The sequence below is a fragment of the Rossellomorea sp. QJM3NY_18 genome (genome assembly GCF_056173145.1).
Genome location: NZ_CM149659.1, coordinates 3,109,132 through 3,127,306 on the forward strand (window position 1 = coordinate 3,109,132; position 18,175 = coordinate 3,127,306).

Genomic DNA, 18,175 nt, shown 5'->3' on the forward strand with positions numbered 1-18,175 from the left:
TTAAACAATAATATAAATTATGGTTTTAGTAAAGTATGTTATTGCAATATCACATTTGACTCCCCAAGAATTCGGTACAATTCCCTAAGAGCCCCTTGTGAAGGATTGATGCGCAGATGATCCGGAAGCCTTATACTCTTTTTGGCTTGCTCGTTGTAGACGATGACCGGAATCTTCCCTTTGAACCGGTTAATGGCTTGATGGATCCTCTCCATACAAGCTTCTTCGTCCTGACCCGCGGCGATTTTTAAATAGAGCTTTTGGCTGCTCTCTTTCACCCTTGCCTGAACGTCTTCCATCGTTTCGAGCTGGTTCACGATGAACTGAAGCTTATCGTTGTGATCTTCCACATTGCCCCCGAATAGGAGAATATTCCCTTCTTTCAGTAATGGCATATTATGTTTGTACACATTCGGAAACACGACGGCTTCCATCTCACCGCTTTCGTCCCCGATCTCAAGGAAAGCCATCACTTCCCCTTTTTTTGTTCGAATCGATTTCATCCCGGTAATATAACCGCCTAGTGACATTTTCGATCCTTTTTGAAGGTCGGCTATCTGCTGCAATCCGAGATTTTCAAATAAAGGCCGGTAAGAAGAAACCGGATGATCCGATAGGTATAGTCCAAGTACCTGTTTCTCAAACTGAAGCTTCGTATCGATCGTCATGTCATCCACTTCCACGTATTTAGGCTTTAGCATAAACGCCTCTTCCTCATGGAACAAGTCAGGATCGTCATCAGGATTCACAAGCTCTGCATGCTGCGCTGCCACATCAAGGCTTGCAAGCAAGGTAGCGCGGTCAATCCCGAATTCATCAAACGCCCCGGAGAGAACAAGATTCTCTAAGATCTTCCGGTTGATCGTCTTCGATGACACCCTCATGCAGAAATCGAACAGATCCTGAAACGGCTTTTCCTTTCTCGCACGGGTGATTTCCTTTAGAGCCGCAGCCCCGATACCTTTAATCGCCCCGATGCTGTAGCGGATCACATTCTTTCCTTCTACTGTAAAAACAAACTGACTGCTATTGATGGACGGGGGAAGGATCTCAATGTCGTACTGTGTGGCTTCCCGTATATACTGAGCCACCTTCGCTTCATTCCCAACGACGGACGTCAGGAGGGATGATAGGAAGAACGCAGGATAATGTGCTTTCAGGTAAGCGAGCTGATAGGCGATCATGCTGTAGGCAACGGCATGCGACCGGTTGAAACCGTAATCGGCGAAGCGGACGATCAAGTCATAAATCGTATGGGCGACCTCTTCCTTGTAGCCTTTACGGATCGAACCGGAAACAAAATGCTCCCGCTCCTGATCGAGGACGTCCTTTTTCTTCTTCGAAACGGCTCGTCTGAGGAGATCCGCTTCGCCGAGTGAGAACCCGGCCATTTTCGAAGCGATCTGCATGATCTGCTCCTGATACACGATGACCCCATACGTCATTTCAAGGATCGGTTTCAAATCGGGATGAGGATATTCCACCTGTTCTTTTCCATGTTTCCGATTGATATACATCGGGATGTTCTCCATCGGACCCGGACGGTACAAGGCGTTCACCGCCACTATGTCTTCAAAGGAATTAGGCTTGAGCCTTTTCAGCACATTTCGCATCCCATCCGATTCCAGCTGGAAGATCCCATTCGTCTGCCCTTTAGTGAGCAGTTCGAACGTTTTGGCATCATTCATCGGGATCGACTCGATAGCAAACGGTTTTCCCGTCCCGATTTCAACGTTCTTCACGATTCTTTCCAATATACTCAGATTGCGAAGTCCGAGGAAATCCATCTTCAACAATCCGATCTCTTCTAATATATCCATAGAATACTGTGTCAGATGAATACCAGATGAACTCCCCTGGATCGGCACCCATTGCACTAAAGGAGCTTCACTCATCACAACTCCCGCCGCATGGGTGGAGGTGTGTCTCGGAAGCCCTTCCAGTTTAAGGGCCGTCTGAAACAACTTTTTATAATGATCAGAGCCCGTCACAAATTCTCGGAACCCCTTCGACTTTTCATACGCTTCCTGTAGCGTGATCCCCAGCTGATTCGGCACGAGCTTCGATACCTGCTCCTGCTCCTTCATATTGAGTCCGAACACACGCCCCGTATCACGGAGCGCCGCTTTCGCTGCAAACGTCCCGAACGTGATGATCTGGGCGACATGCAGGCTGCCGTACTTCCCTTCCACATATTCGATCACTTCATCGCGCCGATGATCCGGGAAATCGATGTCGATATCCGGCATTGACACCCGTTCAGGATTCAGGAATCGTTCAAACAACAGCTGATGCTCCAGGGGATCCACGTCCGTGATCCGGAGAGCGTAAGAAACGAGGGAACCTGCTGCCGACCCACGTCCCGGTCCGGTCAGGATCTTTTTGTCCTTCGCATATTTCATGAAATCCCACACGATCAGGAAGTAATCGCTGAACCCCATCCTGCCGATGACTTCAAGCTCATAATCCAAGCGCTCAATATACTCATCGGAAACAGATTCCACCCGCTCACTTAACCCCTTTTCACAAAGATGAGTCAATTCCTCGAGGGCGGTGACTCCTTCAGGCAGAGGATATTTCGGTAGGAGCTGTTGATGAAAAGGAATGGTCAAATGACAGCGGTCGGCAATCTTCATCGTATTTTCCAGTGCCTCAACATGATCAGTGAACATCTCCACCATCTGATCCTTGTTTTTGAAGTAATACTCCTGTGATCCGAGTACGTCCCGGTCATCCTCAGCCAATTTCACCCCGTCCCGAATCGCAGCCATACACTCATGGGCAAAATGATCTTCCTGCTCCAGGTACTGCACATCATTGGTGGCGACCATTTCCGTCCCGGTCTCTTCCGCTACCTGTTGTAGTATTGGGATAAGCGCATCCTCAGAGGCAATGCCGTGCTTTTGAATGCTCAAGTAAAAGGAGTCCCGTCCGAACATCTGCTGATAGGTGCGGATGCACTCCTTCGCTTTTTCAGTTTGATCATGTAATAGCAGACTCTCAATCTCACCAGAGACGCCTGGAGTGATGGCGATCAATCCCTTACTGTAGGATGAAAGCCACTTCAGCGGTAGTCCTTCTTTCGACTTCGCCCCGATGGCACTCGAGATTTTTAATAGATTCTGATAGCCCGTCTGATTTTTCACAAGGAGAACAAGGGGATGGGAACCTTCATCTGAGGCAATATCTGCGGTCAATCCGATGATCGGCTTGATATCTTCTTTTATACACGCCTTATAAAAAGGGATCGCGGCATACATCATATTCTTATCGGTCAAGGCAAGCGCCTTATACCCTGACTTCTTCGCTTTATGTACAAGTCCATTTATCGAAATCGTGCTAGACAAGAGACTATAGGCACTCGCTATTTGTAAATGAACAAATGACATGTTATGCACAACCTTTTTCTCAATATACCTTTATTATAGGTAAGAAACCGCAAAAAAGAAAATATGTTCTCCCTCATATCTTGTCCCCGAATCCCATATAGTTATCGTAAAGACACGTAATAGATGGAGATGATGAAATGGCGGAAGCTTTCTTTCCGGAATTATTCAAAAGCTTCTTTATCGCTATGGGGGTATTGCTCGGCGGATCACTGCTCGGCGGATTGGCCTCGTTTGCCATGGGGCAGCCCCTGTTCATTGAAATGAGACGACTATCCGATTTCCTGCGCATCTGGGCCATCATCGCAGCGATCGGCGGAACATTCGATACAGTGTACAGCTTTGAAAAAGGCTTCCTGAACGGGGAGACAAAAGAACTCTTCAAACAATTCCTGTGGATCCTCTCTGCACTCGGAGGAGCGAACACCGCTGCCATGATCATCACGTGGCTCACCCAGGAACATATGCCGTCATGAGGATCCCTCCTTTCTACCGGCTTCCCTCCTGGCAGCGGTTCTTCGCCGGAATGGTCGTAGGAGGCATCATCAGCTGGATGATCTTCCTCTTCATGTTCGGCACCATGCATGAAAAACAGGCCCTGAAAATAGAAGAGCAAAAAAACGACATCAGCAAATTGAAAAACACCCTGTCCTACTTACAGGAAGAATATAAACAGTTAAATCAGGAAAACGAAAACGAACTGATCATCCAGGAAGTCAAGATTAAGATCATCAATAACACCAAGACAAAAGTGGAACTGCTCAGTATTCATGAAACCGAGGACAAACTGAGCGAAGATTTGCGGAGCCTTTTGACCAAGGATTTAGAAACGGTGTACGGAAATAAAGAGCTCATCAAGAAAATCATTGAAAATAAAACCGTCAAGCTGAATGATAAGAACTTCCGGCTGAAAGTGAAGGAAATGTACTTTTACACGACTACTCAGATTACGCTGGAGTTGAAGTATGAGGATGATTAGATTTGTTGGATGAACCTGTCGTGTGATGGGTTCTTTTTTGTTTAATTTGCTCGCGATGGTTTTGAAATGGTTGTTTGATTGCCTCTTTGACACGCTTTCTGAGAGACATCTTCTTCTTTTTCATCATGATTGCGTCATTTCCGACCGCAATTGCGTCAAAATTCAATTTATTGCGTCATTATTTTGATAATTGCGTCAAAAACGTCCTTGATTGCGTCATTTCCAATTCCCACCGATAATTGCGTCAAATTACAAAATTACCCACTTCCATACCCAGCCTTAATTGTATACTGGAATAAGTCCAAAAAAATTCCAACTTACCTGAGAATAACTTCCACATCCTTTCGTTGTATATAGTGTAAAGGCCTTTCAACCATATAAGGAGCGAATTCAATGAAAAGTTCACCGACCAATTTCATCACCAGGTTAAAAAAGAAAAAAGAGGATGCATTGGAGTATATCATCGATGCATACATGCCGCTTGTGAAAACAATCGCTACAAAAATCCTACACAATCAAAATCGTCTGGACGTCGATGAATGTATCAACGATGTCTTCCTGACAGTCTGGCAAAACGCAAATCAGTTTAAAGGAGAGCGTGAAGACTTTAGAAAGTGGATCGGGATGATCACGAAATACAAGGCAATCGACCGATACCGGCAGGCCGAAAAACGGAATGCCCGTGAACAGCAGGACGAATCCCTCCTTGCAAAATCAAGTACTCCCGGGACCGATATATCCATTTTGCATCGGGAAGAAAAAAACGAATTATTGGCAGCCATCAGTCAGCTGGAGGAACTGGATCGGGATATTTTCATGATGAAGTATTATTTAGATTTAACCAATAAGGAGATTGCAGATCACCTCAACCTTTCGAAAGCGGCGGTGGATAACCGGTTATACCGCGGAAAGAAAAAATTAGCTACGAATGTGAAATTAAAGGAGCGGCTGGTATGAGCATGAAGGAATGGATGGATTTAGATATAGATTCACTTGAACTTGAAGAAGTGACGGAGTTGGAAAAAAAGCGGGTCAAACAACATATATTAAATAAACGTAAAAAGACAAATGTTTGGAGGAATATGGCCGTCGCGTCCGTTATGCTGATCGGCGTCTCCACAGCCGCAAGCTTTGCGTATCCGTCTTTTGCCACACAACTCCCGTTTATGGACGATGTCATACGCTATTTTACTGATGAACCGTACAAAGAGTTTGAAGACTACTCGACTGATATCGGTCTTACCGAAACAAGCAATGGTGTGACCATCCTGATTGATAACGCCGTTTATGACGGCACGAATATTAAAATATCCTATGCCATCGAAACAGACAAAGACTTCGGGGAAGACATACACAGCGGAGGGAATTGGTTTGACGTTAAGGGTGCGAACGGAAGCGGCGGCAGCAGTCAACTCACCAAGATCAGCCCTACCCGCTATGTCGGACTGTCCACCATCACCCCAAGCTTTAAAGGCGGCGACTTTCCGGAGAAGGTGGAGATAACCTGGGAACCTCAGACTCTTTACAGCACGTCCAATGATACAGAAGTCAAAGGAGACTGGTCTTTCGCCTTCTCATTAAAACGGCTGGAAGGCGACCTGCAGCTAATCAATGAAACGGTTCAGAGTAAAGATGTAACCTTCACGTTGAAATCTGTTGAGTTCACCGATGTATCAACCGTCATTGCATACAAACAAGTGGCGACGGACAATCTGCTAGAGGAGTGGCCTGAGGTTTCACCCGTCTTCAAAGTGACCGACGACCTGGGTCATGTGTATATGGACGGAACGGGCGGTGGCGGTTTTTCAACAGATAACGGAAAAACATACGAAGGGACAACAGAATTCGGAACCATCCAGGATGGAGCCAGCCGACTCATCATCGAACCCATTGAAATCGCCAGTCTCGGGTCGGGGAAAGGTCATACAGAAATTGAACTCGAACCGATCATCTTTGATTTAGAAAAATAATTCCCATTCCCCTATTGAAATTGAACGATTTTAATAGGGGATTTGTTTTTTATAAAAGTGTGATCTTACCAGATGGTCACACTTTCTATTAACTATCTGACTAAAGCTTTTCCATCACACACCTAAACCGCTCCACCCCAGGGTATTTCTCACCCAAACTCGTAATCTCAAACCCAAGTTTCTTATAAAACAAAACTGCTTCCCGATCTGTTTCAGCAGTAATCCTAGTGCAATGGACGATATTATCGATCATCTTATGACCTATCCCCTTGCCCCGGTGTTTCGGCATCACGGCTAAATGCTTTATTTCACACTCTCCCTCATTCAGGAATTCAACTCCTATACATCCGACCATTTCATCTCCAGCCGTAAACCCATATAATTTTCGTTCGGTGGAATGGATGTACCGCTCATATTCTTCTTCAACTTTTTCTACAGAAGTTGCAAAGGATAATAGTTTTTTAATATCCGGGTGAATGGATTTTGTTTTGATTTCTTCCATAAGCATCCCCCCTTTTCTTCAAAAACAACCCGTACTCCTCTGTGAACCGCTCTGCCTCTTCCAGAAACGGATAATGATTACTCCTCTCAAAGATGACCAGTCTCGAATCCGGTATCCCCTCAGCCATTTCAATCGAGTACTTCAATGGGCATTGCACATCGAAACGGCCACACATGATTAACGTCGGGACCCCAATAAACTCCAGCTTTCTCGTAACATCATATATTGGCAATTCTCGGATAAAGAAGTTCATCCGTGCTGCCGACATCCCTTTATGAATACCGAGGGAAAATAGCTCACTATACCTTTCAGGTTTATGTAAAGACAACTTGGTCCTTTCCACTGATAGCTCTTTTCTTTTTCCATGTGGTAAGCCCGGTTGTTTTAACGCTTCAATCAGTTCCTGCATCCTGCTAAAGTCATGATGAGATTCGTTGTATATGCAGTCCTTCGAGAAGGTCATATACTCTCTTGCCGCCGCCCCGACAATCACCGTGTAATCCAGACTTCTTGAAAAATGAATGCCGTAAAGTACCCCTAACATTCCACCCGTTGAATGACCGGCAAACCCCCACTGACGAAATCCTAAAGCTTCCCGGATCGCCTCCAGGTCAAATATCGTTTCCAGCATACTCAAGTGATAAGGTTCATGGGCTTTTTCTGATTCTCCCGCTTCCCGCAAGTTGATCAAGAAAACCTGGTTGGTCTCTGTGAACGTCTCCGCGAAATAGTCTCCAGTCTCATTGAACTCCGAGTAATGGTGGGTGACACATAGAGGGTCCCCTTCCCCCTTAGTGAACAATTCAAATGTCCCCCGTTCTGTATTCAATAACGTTCTTTTCCATTTCTTCATTCTTACACCCCTAATCAGCTTTAAAAAAGGCTTCCCGAAATGGGAAACCTGATTACTCACGATTCTTCAACCTGGGATTCCCTATAAGTAAGGTTGATCATTACCTATATCTATTCAGTTACCTTCTTAATATCACTTGCCCTAACCCTTCCAGGTGAACCTTCCTCCAACACCTCATCGACTTTCATGATAATTTTGTCTCCCTTTGAAAATTCTTGTGCGTCTTCCGTTTCTACATATAAAAACGTAATGTTCATATTCGCTAAATCTTCCACTTTTACCTTTTCCAGAGACACTAAATCAGCGGCCGTCAAATCTTCTCCAATCAAGATCTGATTTTCCTTCACCTCCAAGATGTAACCGTAGACGACATTTTCACTGGTTTTTGTAGGGTGTTTGGATGCATAAATAATGTACTCAGCAATGTCAGTGAACGGTTTAGAACTTTCATGAGATCCGCATGCATTCCAGTTAAGCGTGCGGCCTCCTCCATTTATCTTCACTTTCATCAGATAGTTGTCCGCCTGTTTTTCTTTAGGACATTCATCGCTCGTAGGCTTGGAGTTTAGATAATTTGCCAACACTAACTGCTTATAGACCTCCTGCTTATCCTCATCATTTAGTTGAATCGTTTGTTTTTCTCCTTCTTTGGGTCCATACCTTAACTCCACCTCAAACACATCCTGGCGCTTTACGTCATAAGAAGTCTCGAGAACCCCCCAGGTTTCACCCTTTACCCCATCACAATCTGTCAGATAATAGGACAGATTGGTGGGATTCTCTTCCCGTTTCAGTTTTCCGCATTGAAAGGACTTCACCTCTCCATTGCCATACTGGTCTCTTGTGTGGTCGAATGTCACATTGATGTGTTTCCCATCGTAAGCTAAATCCGTGAGTATGGGATCTCCCTCGATCGTGTAGGATACGACTCTCAAATCTCCTTTTTTCTGCTTCGCTACCTGCTGAAAATAGTTCTCCATTTTATCCAATCCTGAAATCCCACCATGCATGTTCACTACATCTGCACTAAGTTCAGAATCGTTTTCTTCAGTAGGTTCTGCAGTAGGTTCTGCTTTCTGATTGGATTCATTGCATGCTGTGAGAAAGACCAAGATGATGGCAAATATCCATAACCATTTTGGATGTTTCATAGACTCCCCCCATATATTCTAAAATTGACTTACATACCATTTCCCGTTACAAGCGGTTTGCTATTACACAAAAAACTGAGACATCCAGGCGATATAATATGAACCCGGGATACTTAACGATGACAACTCCCTTTTTTATCCAACCATATTATAGCATTAAAAAAAGGAACATTTCGTATTTTTGAAATGTTCCTGACATTTACTTCCTGTAGGCTTCATACCAATGAAAAGGCTGTACTTCTTTTAATGTTTTAAATTCGAGTTCGCCTTCTGGATGGTAGATGCCTACCTTCACATTCGTTCCCCAATAAAAAAGCCTCTCCTGGCAAATTCCACAAGGCGTTAATACTTTGTACTCGGAGTTTTCATCATCACGTACTACACAGATTGAATGACTCACTTCCGTATCCAACTTGTGTGCCTCCAATATGGCCCCCGTTTCAATACAAAGCTCCGTCGACGCATTGATGATTTCCGGGGAAACGCTGGTCAGGATTTCCCCGCTTTTTGTATACATGGCCGCAGCACCGCCCCAACCAGTTGGGTATCTTTTTTCGATTAAAGCTACCGCTGCATCAAATATGGTTTGTTCAATATTCATCTCTTGCCCCCTGTTAAAAATACTATATTTCCAATACTACGGTTAAGTTTTCCATTTTACCAGGGGAATTCAGAGTCCTGTCATCAAAGAGCTTACTCTCTATCATTCTTACATTTTCGCCTTTAAGCCCTCTTCCGTTCAATACCTCGCAGCCATGCGGTCAACACAACCGCTCCAGCCACCATGATGGCACCAATCCAAGGCGTATGAATCAAACCGATTCCATCCACGATAAGTCCTCCGACAAAGGAACCGATGGCAATCCCCACGTTAAATGCGGCGATGTTCAGGGCAGATGCTACATTGACCGCTGAAGGGACATATTTTTCAGCCAGGTTCACCACAAGGATCTGCAGTCCAGGCACGTTCATGAATGCGAATAATCCCATCAGGAAGATCGCGATGAGACCCGCCACTTTGAATGGTGCTGCGAATGTAAGAACTACTAGAATGATGGCTTGCATAGCAAACATCCAGAATAATGCTTTTAACGGATTTTTATCGGATGCTTTTCCTCCGACAACATTTCCAATAGCAACGGCAATTCCGTATACAAGAAGGATGATACTTACCCATTTCGCGCTGAATCCTGTTACGTCTTGTAGTAAAGGCGTTAAATATGTGAACGCGACGAATGTTCCGCCATATCCAAGGGCTGTGATGGCAAAAGCTAATAATAATCGACCGTTTGTTAAAATCTTCAATTGCTCACTGAACTTGGTTGGTGGTGCTTCTTTAAGGTTCTTTGGTACAAGGATGGAACTGGCAATGATTCCGACAATACCGAGAACAGCAACTCCCCAGAATGTGGCTCTCCATCCGAATGCCTGACCAATAAATGTTCCAAGTGGTACTCCTGTAACAGTCGCAACCGTTAATCCTGTGAACATGAAGGCAATGGCACTGGCCCGCTTATGGGCAGGTACGAGATCGGCCGCAATCGTTGATCCGATCGAGAAGAAAATCCCGTGTGAAAATGCTGTGATAAAACGGGCTACAAGCAATAGCCCAAAGCTTGTGGACATGGCCGCAACCGAGTTTCCTACAATGAATAAGAGCATCAAAGACATTAACAGAGATTTTCTGCTCATCTTACTTGTTAATGCGGTTAATACCGGTGCCCCGATGGCGACTCCTATGGCATAACCTGAAATCAATAATCCTGCGAGTGTGATTGATATCGATAAATCATCGGCAATCGATGATAATAATCCAACGGGAACAAACTCTGTCGTCCCGATTCCAAAGGCACTGATGGCAAGGGCAAGTAACGCCGGTGTGCTGCCTTTCGTTTTTGACTGATGTATAGTAGCTGAAGTTGAACTCATAACGTAACTTCCTCCTAATTTTTTTAATTGAAATGAGAAAACGAAGGCGCCTTCCGTTTCTCTGTACACATATGATAATGGGTACAATCATTTATGAGAAGTACGTACTTTAAAGTCATGTAGGTACTTTTTTGTAACCTAGGGACTTCTAGGTGCCTATATGCCTTTCAAACCTCTTCAATGAAAATAGGCAGGTACTGTTTGAAAAGCTAAATTGAATTATGAGGGCCAGCTACCTTTTTGGGAAGAACGCACTTTGAAGTGGCATAGGCACCTGGAAGTACCCATGAGGCTGAAAGATAAGCTCTTCCCTAGTCAAAAACCAAACAACTGGTTACACTAAAAGAGAATGATGTTAAAGAGGAGATTACATAATGAAAGCACTTGTATTTGAAAAGTTCGGCGGACCGGATGTCCTTCACTATCAGGAGATTGATTCTCCCCAAATGGGACCGGATGAAATGTTCGTGGAGATGAAGGCAATTGGGTTGAATTTCGCCGATGTATATAGAAGAAAAGGGAATTACCACTTAGCAGGAGATCCACCGTACATATGTGGGTATGAAGGAGCAGGCGTCGTCAAAAAGGTTGGGGCCAACGTGCAAGGAATAGCTGTTGGGGACCGCATCGCTTTTGCCGATGTACCTTATGCGAATGCGGAACTGGTGGCCGTACCAAAGGATAAAGCCATCCCACTGCCGGATGACATATCGTATGAAACGGCTGCATCCCTTTTGTTACAAGGCCTTACAGCCCATTACTTAACGAAAGACAGCTATAGTATCAAGAGTGGGGATACCGTTTTAGTCCATGCAGCAGCAGGCGGGGTCGGGCAGCTGCTTGTCCAAATCATTAAGATAATGGGCGGAACTGTCATCGGGTTAACATCTACGGAAGAAAAAAGACAGGCAGCGTTGGCTGTTGGAGCCGACCATATGTTTTTATACAGGGAAGACTGGAAACAGAGCGTGCAGGATGTAACAGATGGTAACGGCGTGGACTTGGTATATGAATCAGTCGGTTCGACTCTGATGGACAGTTTCGAATCAACTCGCATCGGTGGGACGGTCGTCTTCTTCGGTATGGCAGGAGGCGATCCTGTTTCAGTTGATCCACGGATGCTGATGGACACCTCGAAAACCCTGACCGGCGGGGACTTATGGAATGTATTGACGTCTCACGAAGAACGGGTGAACCGTTCCCACGAATTGTTCGGCTGGATCCAAGCAGGAAAGTTAAAGGTCTCTGAACCAACGGTCTTTCCTTTAAGCGAGGGTGCAAAAGCACACGAGTATTTGGAAAGCAGGAAAAGCACAGGGAAGATTTTATTGACCCCTTAAAAAAATCGAAAGAGACCCTTTCCAACTCGGAAGGGTCTCTTTCTATAAATCTTGAGACAACCGGATCATATCCCTGCACTGAATTCCGTTTTCATAAATTTCTTCAGGATAGTGTCTGATGAAGAAGTCCAAATCCACCCCAACGATCCTGAAACCACATTTTTGATAAAGGGCTAATTGGCCAACGCCTGCATTCCCGGTCCCCACTTCAATGGTCTTGTACCCTTTCTCCTTGGCCACCTTTACGGCATCCATCACAAGCTGCTTACCTATCCCTCTCCCATGCAGCTCTTCGGCAACCGCGACATTCACTAGCTCGATCGTTTCCGGTCTTGTTGGCAGTAAGACGTAAACGCCTACGATTTTCTTTTCGAGCTCCGCTACAAAGCATTCTCCTCTGGTAGTATATTCCTTCACGATTGTCTCTGAAGGATCTGCCAGGAGAAGCAACTCCATGGGAAGTTCTTCATCTTTGTTTCGCTTTCTAATAATCATTTCCTACCTCCACTGAATTCCTAAAGATTTTCAAACATAACTTATTCTGAACAACATATTAAGAAAAAAATATTCATCTAGGCATATCACCTTTACTAACCTGAAATAAATAGTATACTGAAATTATTCTTCATCTTGAAGATAGTGGTTTAAGGCAGGACCCCTTATGTAAATCGAAAAATTCCTTATTTGTAGCGGCTTACCAATGTTGTTGGTAAGCTATTTTTTTGTACTTTAAAATAGAAAGAATGCCACATAACTTCTGCCGCTTTTCATATAACTTTCTATTCCAACTCCTTCTCCTTCTGATCAGTTTCCTGAATGAACCTTATAAGAAACGCAGTCCCTGCACAGTTTAGAATAATACTCGCACTAAGGATGACAGCCCACAACGGGGTTGGGAGCGGAAGAATGAATGATAATAATAAGAATAAAATTCCTGTTAAAACAAATACGATACCCTTTGATACATTAGTCATGAATCTTCCTCCAGGAAAAATAAGATATAATAGATTTTAACATAAATATCCATTATCGATAGGTGCTGCTTTCGATATGAATTAATTCACTACCTCCCAAACTCGACCACCTTCCATTGGGATGATCTTACCTAGAAAGCCAAAGGTTCTGAAGGTCAGTTGTTCTCCCGTATCATACTCATAATTCCTCTCGTATGAAGAAAAAAATCCAACATTTTTAAAGTGTCCGGATCGTCCCCAGACGGCTTGATTGTCTTTTTCACAGTAATTAACTCCTTCATCATTTGTACAAACAATGTCATTCTCATCCAACATCCATTGTTCCATTTCTTCGCTAGTTGGAGATGTATAATCCAATATGGCAAATAACATGATGAATATAACGATTCCTGAAATGAACATTCTCTTTTTTGATAACACAATATACCACCTTTAATAAACTTACACTTTTTGTTTAATCAATTGAATACATTCCTCAGCCGATGACTTGGATGTATCCACCGTTACATCATAATTCATACCTTTGTGCACGATAGTAGCCTGTGAGACAGCCATGCCTTCAATGCGGTCTCCTCTATCTTTCTCACGTGTAGCCGCTACGACCGGATCACAGAAGACGCCAACCCACAGCACCTGTAATCCTTCCAAGGAAGCTTCCCATCGTTTGCGGGCTTCCACTCCATTAAGGAAAACATCGTCGATAATGATCCTGGCTCCTCTTTGTGCCATCTCTCCAATACCGTGCATCCATGCCGATTCCAGCTCTCTAAAATTCGCACCTGGACTGACCGATCCGTCCTCATTCAATTTAATTCCGCTGTCTTTCTTAAGCATGGCATCAGGCATTGACTCGATCAGATCATCTATGCTGAATCTCAGCCATGGCTCTGAAAACGAATTTTGGAGACGATTTGCGAGGGTCGTTTTGCCGGAGCTTGAGCCTCCGTTTAGGATGATGATATTGGTCATAGTGATTGCCTCGCTTTTCTTATAAAATGGATAGACTTACAAGCTAAATGATCTAGACTCAAACAATCCCGTTGACTTTGTGATATGAATAACTCCATTGTTCGCTTCTTTTTCAGATGCAAGGAAACGAAGAAACTCTTCTAACGTGTCATCGACTAAGATTTCACTAAGTTCGGTATTCGAAGAAAGCAGATAATCCACAATGGCTTTTTCGTCTGTAATCTTCAACCCACCTGGAAAATTTTTATAGACGATTTCATCGAAATAGCCCTGAAGCTGCTCAGCCCCATTTTCCACTCCGAAGTTCAAAGCATGTTCTCTAGCAGATGGAAAGTCGAGATTTGGATCAAAGCGTTTTAACAACTCACCAAATTCCTTCAAATGATTCTGACCGATCGTTGAACTGTAGAATGTTCCACCTGGCTTTAAAATTCGCCTTACTTCACTTAAAGCTTTCTTTCTATTCGGGACATGATACAACATATGGTTGGCAATGATCACATCGAAACGGTTATCTTCAAAAGGAATTTCCTCGATGTTAAGTTGAGTGTACTGGATATTAGGTATTTCTATTAAATTCTGTTGAACAGACTGGACCATCCCCTCTGAATAATCAGAGAGAGTTAAGCTCCAACTAGAATCAATCCGATCTCTATTTTTCAACCAAAAAGTACCGTCTCCACATCCGATTTCAAGAACCCTGCTATTAGGAGATATGTTTATTTGTTCAAAAAGCCATCGATGCCAATCCACTTTATTTTCACTATATTTTTCGTGAATGTTGATCCGGGTATTAAGTTTCGTTGGATTACGGTATTGTTCTTCTAATGAATTCATGTTTTCTCCCTCCACACACTGTTTTTTTATTCCTACTAAGACCCAACTGCATTCAGGTCCAAATACTCATTAAAATAATTTGAAACATTCCCCACTTCAACACGTATAGAATAATAAGAAGGGGGTTTAGCAGATGAAAAACCTGGCTATTAAATTGGTCATATTAACAGCTCTGTTAACTTTGGTGGCAGGATGCAGTGCACCTAAGGAAAGTGATGAGAATGTGCAAACCATCCAAACCTTTTTGAAAAATGAATTCACTGGACCTGATAAGGAACTCTCGGATGCATTTAAACAAGATGGTGCCTTTCCACCACAATTAAAAGGGTATGTAGAAGAGAACTATAAGCCCCTGGTGATGGACTGGGAAGATATGTTGAATACGAATCATATTTTATTTTATCAGCGTATCGCTTATGAAAAAGGGTATCAATTGAATCCAAGTAATATTGAAGTTAAGAAAGATCAAGATCTCGCATATGATTATGAAGTCAAAGTGGAATATGAGAAAAATGGTGAATCCAATACCACAACGGTCAGTGGACGAATGAATCTCAATGACGATGGGGAAATTGTGACGATCCGGAATATGGATGATGGGGGATTATTGGAGAAATTGAACCAGTAAACCTTACACCCAAGGGAACGACTGAAATAAGGATTTCCCTTTTAGTTTGGCAAATATGAGAGAGTCTACGATGTTACTGGCTTTCAATCTTCAATCCATCCTCACTTGGGGACAGATACTCTTTTCCCCCAGTTGAAAAATTCCCTTTTTGACGATTTATTTCTGCATACTGAGTCACTATACCCTCATTTAGAAAAACAAGTAAATAGATATCATCTCTACTACTGATATTGCTTGGGTCGTTAAATTCAACCCCCAACTGCTTTTCAATGTGCTCTTCGGGGGAATAGGGTTCAAACAGGTAAGCTTTGTCCCACTTGAAGTCTGCTATTGAATTGACCTCAATTTCCCTGTTGTTATGATCTTTAACCATAGAATAGATGGACTTCTCGAAGTCTTTATTATGCTTAACTTCATGGTTATTACAGCCAACTACCAAACCTACTACGAGAGAGAGGGAGAAAGGCAAGCTTCTCAAGACAAACATCTCACTTTCTTTTCATATCTCCTTGAAAATTGATGAAAAATTAAGCTGATGGACCACCGCCACCACCTGTTTGATGATTGGCATTCGTGGCTTGTTGAGAATGTTGAGCCGACTTTTGATAAGCTTCGTCTCTTGGATCTGACGAATTCTTTTTAATGCTGTCTCCATAAAACTCCATTTTCCTTGAACCGATGAAAATACGGATGGCAAAATATAAGATGACGATCCCCAGAAAGATCAAGAAATACATGATTACACCTCCCTCATTTCGAATTTGCCTTATTTTTACTGTAACATAAACAGTTTATGAGTTTGCTTCTTCACTATGAGATCTTAACTCACGTTTCAAATACTCGATCTTCTCCAAGTCCTTATGATTATTCTGATCTGCCCGATAGCTGTCTTTAGATGACGCTTCATAGACACGCAAGTATTGTTCCTGATTCAACAAATAATAGGTCACTTCTCCCTTTCGATGAATCTCTAAATCTTCCATACGAACTCTAGCAAATGCCGGCAGCGTATCGATGATCCCAAACTCCACGGATAGTCCAGCTTTCGAGAATTCATGTTCATGTAGATCTATCAGCTTATAGTCCAAGGAATTCATGATCTCTACAATTTCACTCCAGTTATGTATGGATGTTTCTGCAGGTACTTCCCATCCCCGCTTATCGCCAGGCACATGGATGTCCAGATCCTGTGCATCCCAGCTCCTGCCGGTGATCACTTCCAATCCCACCGATCCCATCAGCAATGGAGTGATTCTGATACCATTCAGCTTCCTGGCAATATTAATAAATTCCTTGAATTTTTCATTCGCCTTCATTGAAAAATCCCTCCCTAAGAATACTCATCTGTAGTCGGTCGACGGCATCATTCAGTGTCAATTCCCTTAATGTTATGTTTGGCCATTGAGATGTTTTCATTACTGTTTTTCCCCTTTATACTTGAATGTTTCTGTAATACTTTAAGATTTCGATTAGAATTGCTTTGTTGTATCCCGTTTTCCCATGAATCCTTTCAGCCCATTCGTACACCGTCTCAAGCTTCGAGTCTTTCATTAATCCTTCTGTCGTACTCAGAAAGCTCTCCCAATTATAAAACTCCCAATGCGCCGTTTCGGATTGGTACGGGATTCTGCACTCCAATAATGGATGATTCTTAATCATATGTTGAGAATGCTCAGCAGCCTTTAAGAAGGTATCCATCTCAATTCGTTCAGTCTGGAAAACTTGTTTCGATACCTTTCCATTCGGTCTATGATAGAGGATTTCAGTACCTGATGGATGAGCTTGAACCTGCACCTTTGCAGCAGGAAAGAAACCATCTACTTTTTCGTTGGAGTAATCGGGACTCTTCGTATCTATTAAAATAGGATTCAACCACTGATCGCCCAGGTCACAAAGAAATCGTTCCCCTTTTTCATTCAAAGCGATGACGGCTGCGTGAGCCTCTTCCGAATTTAAGTTATGGCCGACAGGATATGCCTCCACGCCAGCTCTTTTAAACTCATCCAGTAACCAAAGAGCGAGATCGAAACAATTCCCCGACATGCCGAATTGTTCCCGATGTTCACGCATAAGAGAGACATCCCGCTGTTTCTTCTCAGTCCCCTGCTGATAAAACCAGACTTTCGTTAATGTTTCCATGGGAAAATCATTAAATTTTGTCCATGTTTTTAAAATGCTTTCTGAAGCGTTCATTCTTGCACCTTCTTTAATTGATCTATGTATGGCATAATATAGCTTTTATATTCATCCGTTAATCCATCCGGCAATTCATTCAGTTTAAAAAATTGAACTGCAACCGATTCGGTTTCATCGATGTCCATTTTCCCTCTCACGTCCTTTGTGACATAAACAGCCGTGACGGAATATAGTTCATCCCCATTCGATACTTTGAAATAATAGTCCTTACCGGAAAAGATATTTACAAGAGCCAGCTCCCCAATCTCAAGACCGGTTTCTTCCTTCACTTCTCTCCTTGCCGTCTCCTCTAAACTTTCACCCAGTTCCATCAATCCTCCCGGTAGCCCCCAGCCACCGTCTGTCCGGTGCTGCAGAAGGACTTTCTGTTGGTCATTTAGGATTATGACGACAGCCCCGGGGAGAATGAGGGGTCTGGTGCCAACGAGTTTACGCAGGTCTTTGACGTAGTTCATTATTTC

General features: G+C 43.4%; 22 protein-coding genes. 6 read left to right on the forward strand and 16 right to left on the reverse strand.

The features are described from left to right. Positions 1–38: 38 nt before the first annotated feature. Complete coding sequence (gene dnaE, locus AC0VXY_RS16035) at positions 39–3,389, reverse strand: DNA polymerase III subunit alpha (RefSeq protein WP_475525819.1); 3,351 nt, start codon at positions 3,387–3,389, stop codon at positions 39–41. 137 nt (positions 3,390–3,526) lie between these two features. On the opposite strand from dnaE, the gene ytrH reads away from it, so the two are divergent. From ytrH to AC0VXY_RS16055, 4 genes are all read left to right on the forward strand, one after another. Beyond that, positions 3,527–3,862 carry a sporulation membrane protein YtrH gene (gene ytrH / locus AC0VXY_RS16040; RefSeq protein WP_034756917.1) on the forward strand — a complete coding sequence of 112 codons (336 nt, stop codon included), beginning with the start codon at positions 3,527–3,529 and terminating at the stop codon, positions 3,860–3,862. Further along, complete coding sequence (gene ytrI, locus AC0VXY_RS16045) at positions 3,832–4,365, forward strand: sporulation membrane protein YtrI (protein ID WP_475525820.1); 534 nt, start codon at positions 3,832–3,834, stop codon at positions 4,363–4,365. Before ytrH ends, ytrI begins: the two co-directional genes overlap by 31 nt. Positions 4,366–4,758: 393 nt before the next feature. Next, complete coding sequence (locus AC0VXY_RS16050) at positions 4,759–5,322, forward strand: sigma-70 family RNA polymerase sigma factor (RefSeq protein WP_475525821.1); 564 nt, start codon at positions 4,759–4,761, stop codon at positions 5,320–5,322. Then, positions 5,319–6,335, forward strand: a complete 1,017-nt coding sequence (locus AC0VXY_RS16055; RefSeq protein WP_475525822.1) for a DUF4179 domain-containing protein — start codon at positions 5,319–5,321, stop codon at positions 6,333–6,335. Before AC0VXY_RS16050 ends, AC0VXY_RS16055 begins: the two co-directional genes overlap by 4 nt. A 100-nt stretch (positions 6,336–6,435) precedes the next feature. On the opposite strand, the gene AC0VXY_RS16060 is transcribed toward AC0VXY_RS16055, so the two are convergent. From AC0VXY_RS16060 to AC0VXY_RS16080, 5 genes are all read right to left on the reverse strand, one after another. Beyond that, a complete protein-coding gene (locus AC0VXY_RS16060) occupies positions 6,436–6,837 on the reverse strand; it encodes a GNAT family N-acetyltransferase (protein ID WP_475525823.1) in 402 nt (133 codons plus the stop codon). Further along, positions 6,797–7,690, reverse strand: a complete 894-nt coding sequence (locus AC0VXY_RS16065; RefSeq protein WP_475525824.1) for an alpha/beta fold hydrolase — start codon at positions 7,688–7,690, stop codon at positions 6,797–6,799. Before AC0VXY_RS16065 ends, AC0VXY_RS16060 begins: the two co-directional genes overlap by 41 nt. Before the next feature lie 110 nt (positions 7,691–7,800). Beyond that, entirely contained in the window at positions 7,801–8,841 is a 1,041-nt protein-coding gene (locus AC0VXY_RS16070) for a DUF4362 domain-containing protein (RefSeq protein WP_475525825.1), read from the reverse strand. Positions 8,842–9,040: 199 nt separating this feature from the next. Further along, positions 9,041–9,442: a cytidine deaminase gene (locus tag AC0VXY_RS16075; RefSeq protein ID WP_475525826.1), complete on the reverse strand. Its 402-nt coding sequence runs from the start codon at positions 9,440–9,442 to the stop codon at positions 9,041–9,043. A gap of 122 nt (positions 9,443–9,564) precedes the next feature. Further along, positions 9,565–10,839, reverse strand: coding sequence for an MFS transporter (locus AC0VXY_RS16080; protein WP_475527881.1), 1,275 nt, complete (start codon positions 10,837–10,839; stop codon positions 9,565–9,567). 305 nt (positions 10,840–11,144) lie between these two features. Here AC0VXY_RS16080 and AC0VXY_RS16085 point away from each other — a divergent pair, with 305 nt between their 5' ends. Continuing rightward, positions 11,145–12,110, forward strand: coding sequence for a quinone oxidoreductase family protein (locus AC0VXY_RS16085; protein ID WP_475525827.1), 966 nt, complete (start codon positions 11,145–11,147; stop codon positions 12,108–12,110). 42 nt (positions 12,111–12,152) lie between these two features. Here the strand turns inward: AC0VXY_RS16085 and AC0VXY_RS16090 are convergent, their stop codons facing one another. The 5 genes from AC0VXY_RS16090 to AC0VXY_RS16110 all read right to left on the reverse strand — a co-directional run bounded on the left by AC0VXY_RS16090 (position 12,153) and on the right by AC0VXY_RS16110 (position 14,890). Then, positions 12,153–12,605, reverse strand: a complete 453-nt coding sequence (locus AC0VXY_RS16090) for a GNAT family N-acetyltransferase (RefSeq protein ID WP_475525828.1) — start codon at positions 12,603–12,605, stop codon at positions 12,153–12,155. Positions 12,606–12,889: 284 nt separating this feature from the next. Beyond that, the gene (locus AC0VXY_RS16095; RefSeq protein WP_475525829.1) at positions 12,890–13,084 is read right to left on the reverse strand and encodes a hypothetical protein; all 195 of its coding nucleotides are present in this window, start codon (positions 13,082–13,084) and stop codon (positions 12,890–12,892) included. A gap of 81 nt (positions 13,085–13,165) precedes the next feature. Then, positions 13,166–13,504 (reverse strand): hypothetical protein, encoded by a 339-nt coding sequence (locus AC0VXY_RS16100; RefSeq protein WP_475525830.1) that lies wholly within the window; start codon positions 13,502–13,504, stop codon positions 13,166–13,168. Between the two features lie 21 nt (positions 13,505–13,525). After that, positions 13,526–14,053 carry a chloramphenicol phosphotransferase CPT family protein gene (locus tag AC0VXY_RS16105; protein WP_475525831.1) on the reverse strand — a complete coding sequence of 176 codons (528 nt, stop codon included), beginning with the start codon at positions 14,051–14,053 and terminating at the stop codon, positions 13,526–13,528. A 36-nt stretch (positions 14,054–14,089) separates the two neighbouring features. Further along, positions 14,090–14,890, reverse strand: a complete 801-nt coding sequence (locus AC0VXY_RS16110) for a class I SAM-dependent methyltransferase (protein WP_475525832.1) — start codon at positions 14,888–14,890, stop codon at positions 14,090–14,092. A 133-nt stretch (positions 14,891–15,023) separates the two neighbouring features. Between AC0VXY_RS16110 and AC0VXY_RS16115 the strand changes: the two genes are divergently transcribed. Then, positions 15,024–15,518, forward strand: a complete 495-nt coding sequence (locus tag AC0VXY_RS16115) for a hypothetical protein (protein ID WP_475525833.1) — start codon at positions 15,024–15,026, stop codon at positions 15,516–15,518. 73 nt (positions 15,519–15,591) lie between these two features. Here AC0VXY_RS16115 and AC0VXY_RS16120 read toward each other — a convergent pair whose 3' ends face one another. The 5 genes from AC0VXY_RS16120 to AC0VXY_RS16140 all read right to left on the reverse strand — a co-directional run bounded on the left by AC0VXY_RS16120 (position 15,592) and on the right by AC0VXY_RS16140 (position 18,169). Further along, positions 15,592–15,996, reverse strand: coding sequence for a hypothetical protein (locus AC0VXY_RS16120; protein WP_475525834.1), 405 nt, complete (start codon positions 15,994–15,996; stop codon positions 15,592–15,594). Positions 15,997–16,045: 49 nt separating this feature from the next. Beyond that, a complete protein-coding gene (locus AC0VXY_RS16125) occupies positions 16,046–16,255 on the reverse strand; it encodes a hypothetical protein (protein WP_098350720.1) in 210 nt (69 codons plus the stop codon). 54 nt (positions 16,256–16,309) lie between these two features. Further along, complete coding sequence (locus AC0VXY_RS16130) at positions 16,310–16,834, reverse strand: phosphoribosylanthranilate isomerase (protein ID WP_475525835.1); 525 nt, start codon at positions 16,832–16,834, stop codon at positions 16,310–16,312. Between the two features lie 115 nt (positions 16,835–16,949). After that, positions 16,950–17,711: a hypothetical protein gene (locus AC0VXY_RS16135; protein ID WP_475525836.1), complete on the reverse strand. Its 762-nt coding sequence runs from the start codon at positions 17,709–17,711 to the stop codon at positions 16,950–16,952. Beyond that, a complete protein-coding gene (locus tag AC0VXY_RS16140; protein ID WP_475525837.1) occupies positions 17,708–18,169 on the reverse strand; it encodes an NUDIX hydrolase in 462 nt (153 codons plus the stop codon). Before AC0VXY_RS16140 ends, AC0VXY_RS16135 begins: the two co-directional genes overlap by 4 nt. Between the last annotated feature and the right edge of the window lie 6 nt (positions 18,170–18,175).

Coding starts and splice junctions, on each gene's coding strand:
- dnaE (WP_475525819.1), bottom strand. CDS start 3,389: ATGTCATTTGTTCATTTACAAATAGCGAGTGCCTATAGTCTCTTGTCT.
- ytrH (WP_034756917.1), top strand. CDS start 3,527: ATGGCGGAAGCTTTCTTTCCGGAATTATTCAAAAGCTTCTTTATCGCT.
- AC0VXY_RS16050 (WP_475525821.1), top strand. CDS start 4,759: ATGAAAAGTTCACCGACCAATTTCATCACCAGGTTAAAAAAGAAAAAA.
- AC0VXY_RS16055 (WP_475525822.1), top strand. CDS start 5,319: ATGAGCATGAAGGAATGGATGGATTTAGATATAGATTCACTTGAACTT.
- AC0VXY_RS16060 (WP_475525823.1), bottom strand. CDS start 6,837: ATGGAAGAAATCAAAACAAAATCCATTCACCCGGATATTAAAAAACTA.
- AC0VXY_RS16065 (WP_475525824.1), bottom strand. CDS start 7,690: ATGAAGAAATGGAAAAGAACGTTATTGAATACAGAACGGGGGACATTT.
- AC0VXY_RS16070 (WP_475525825.1), bottom strand. CDS start 8,841: ATGAAACATCCAAAATGGTTATGGATATTTGCCATCATCTTGGTCTTT.
- AC0VXY_RS16075 (WP_475525826.1), bottom strand. CDS start 9,442: ATGAATATTGAACAAACCATATTTGATGCAGCGGTAGCTTTAATCGAA.
- AC0VXY_RS16085 (WP_475525827.1), top strand. CDS start 11,145: ATGAAAGCACTTGTATTTGAAAAGTTCGGCGGACCGGATGTCCTTCAC.
- AC0VXY_RS16090 (WP_475525828.1), bottom strand. CDS start 12,605: ATGATTATTAGAAAGCGAAACAAAGATGAAGAACTTCCCATGGAGTTG.
- AC0VXY_RS16095 (WP_475525829.1), bottom strand. CDS start 13,084: ATGACTAATGTATCAAAGGGTATCGTATTTGTTTTAACAGGAATTTTA.
- AC0VXY_RS16105 (WP_475525831.1), bottom strand. CDS start 14,053: ATGACCAATATCATCATCCTAAACGGAGGCTCAAGCTCCGGCAAAACG.
- AC0VXY_RS16110 (WP_475525832.1), bottom strand. CDS start 14,890: ATGAATTCATTAGAAGAACAATACCGTAATCCAACGAAACTTAATACC.
- AC0VXY_RS16115 (WP_475525833.1), top strand. CDS start 15,024: ATGAAAAACCTGGCTATTAAATTGGTCATATTAACAGCTCTGTTAACT.
- AC0VXY_RS16125 (WP_098350720.1), bottom strand. CDS start 16,255: ATGTATTTCTTGATCTTTCTGGGGATCGTCATCTTATATTTTGCCATC.
- AC0VXY_RS16130 (WP_475525835.1), bottom strand. CDS start 16,834: ATGAAGGCGAATGAAAAATTCAAGGAATTTATTAATATTGCCAGGAAG.
- AC0VXY_RS16135 (WP_475525836.1), bottom strand. CDS start 17,711: ATGAACGCTTCAGAAAGCATTTTAAAAACATGGACAAAATTTAATGAT.
- AC0VXY_RS16140 (WP_475525837.1), bottom strand. CDS start 18,169: ATGAACTACGTCAAAGACCTGCGTAAACTCGTTGGCACCAGACCCCTC.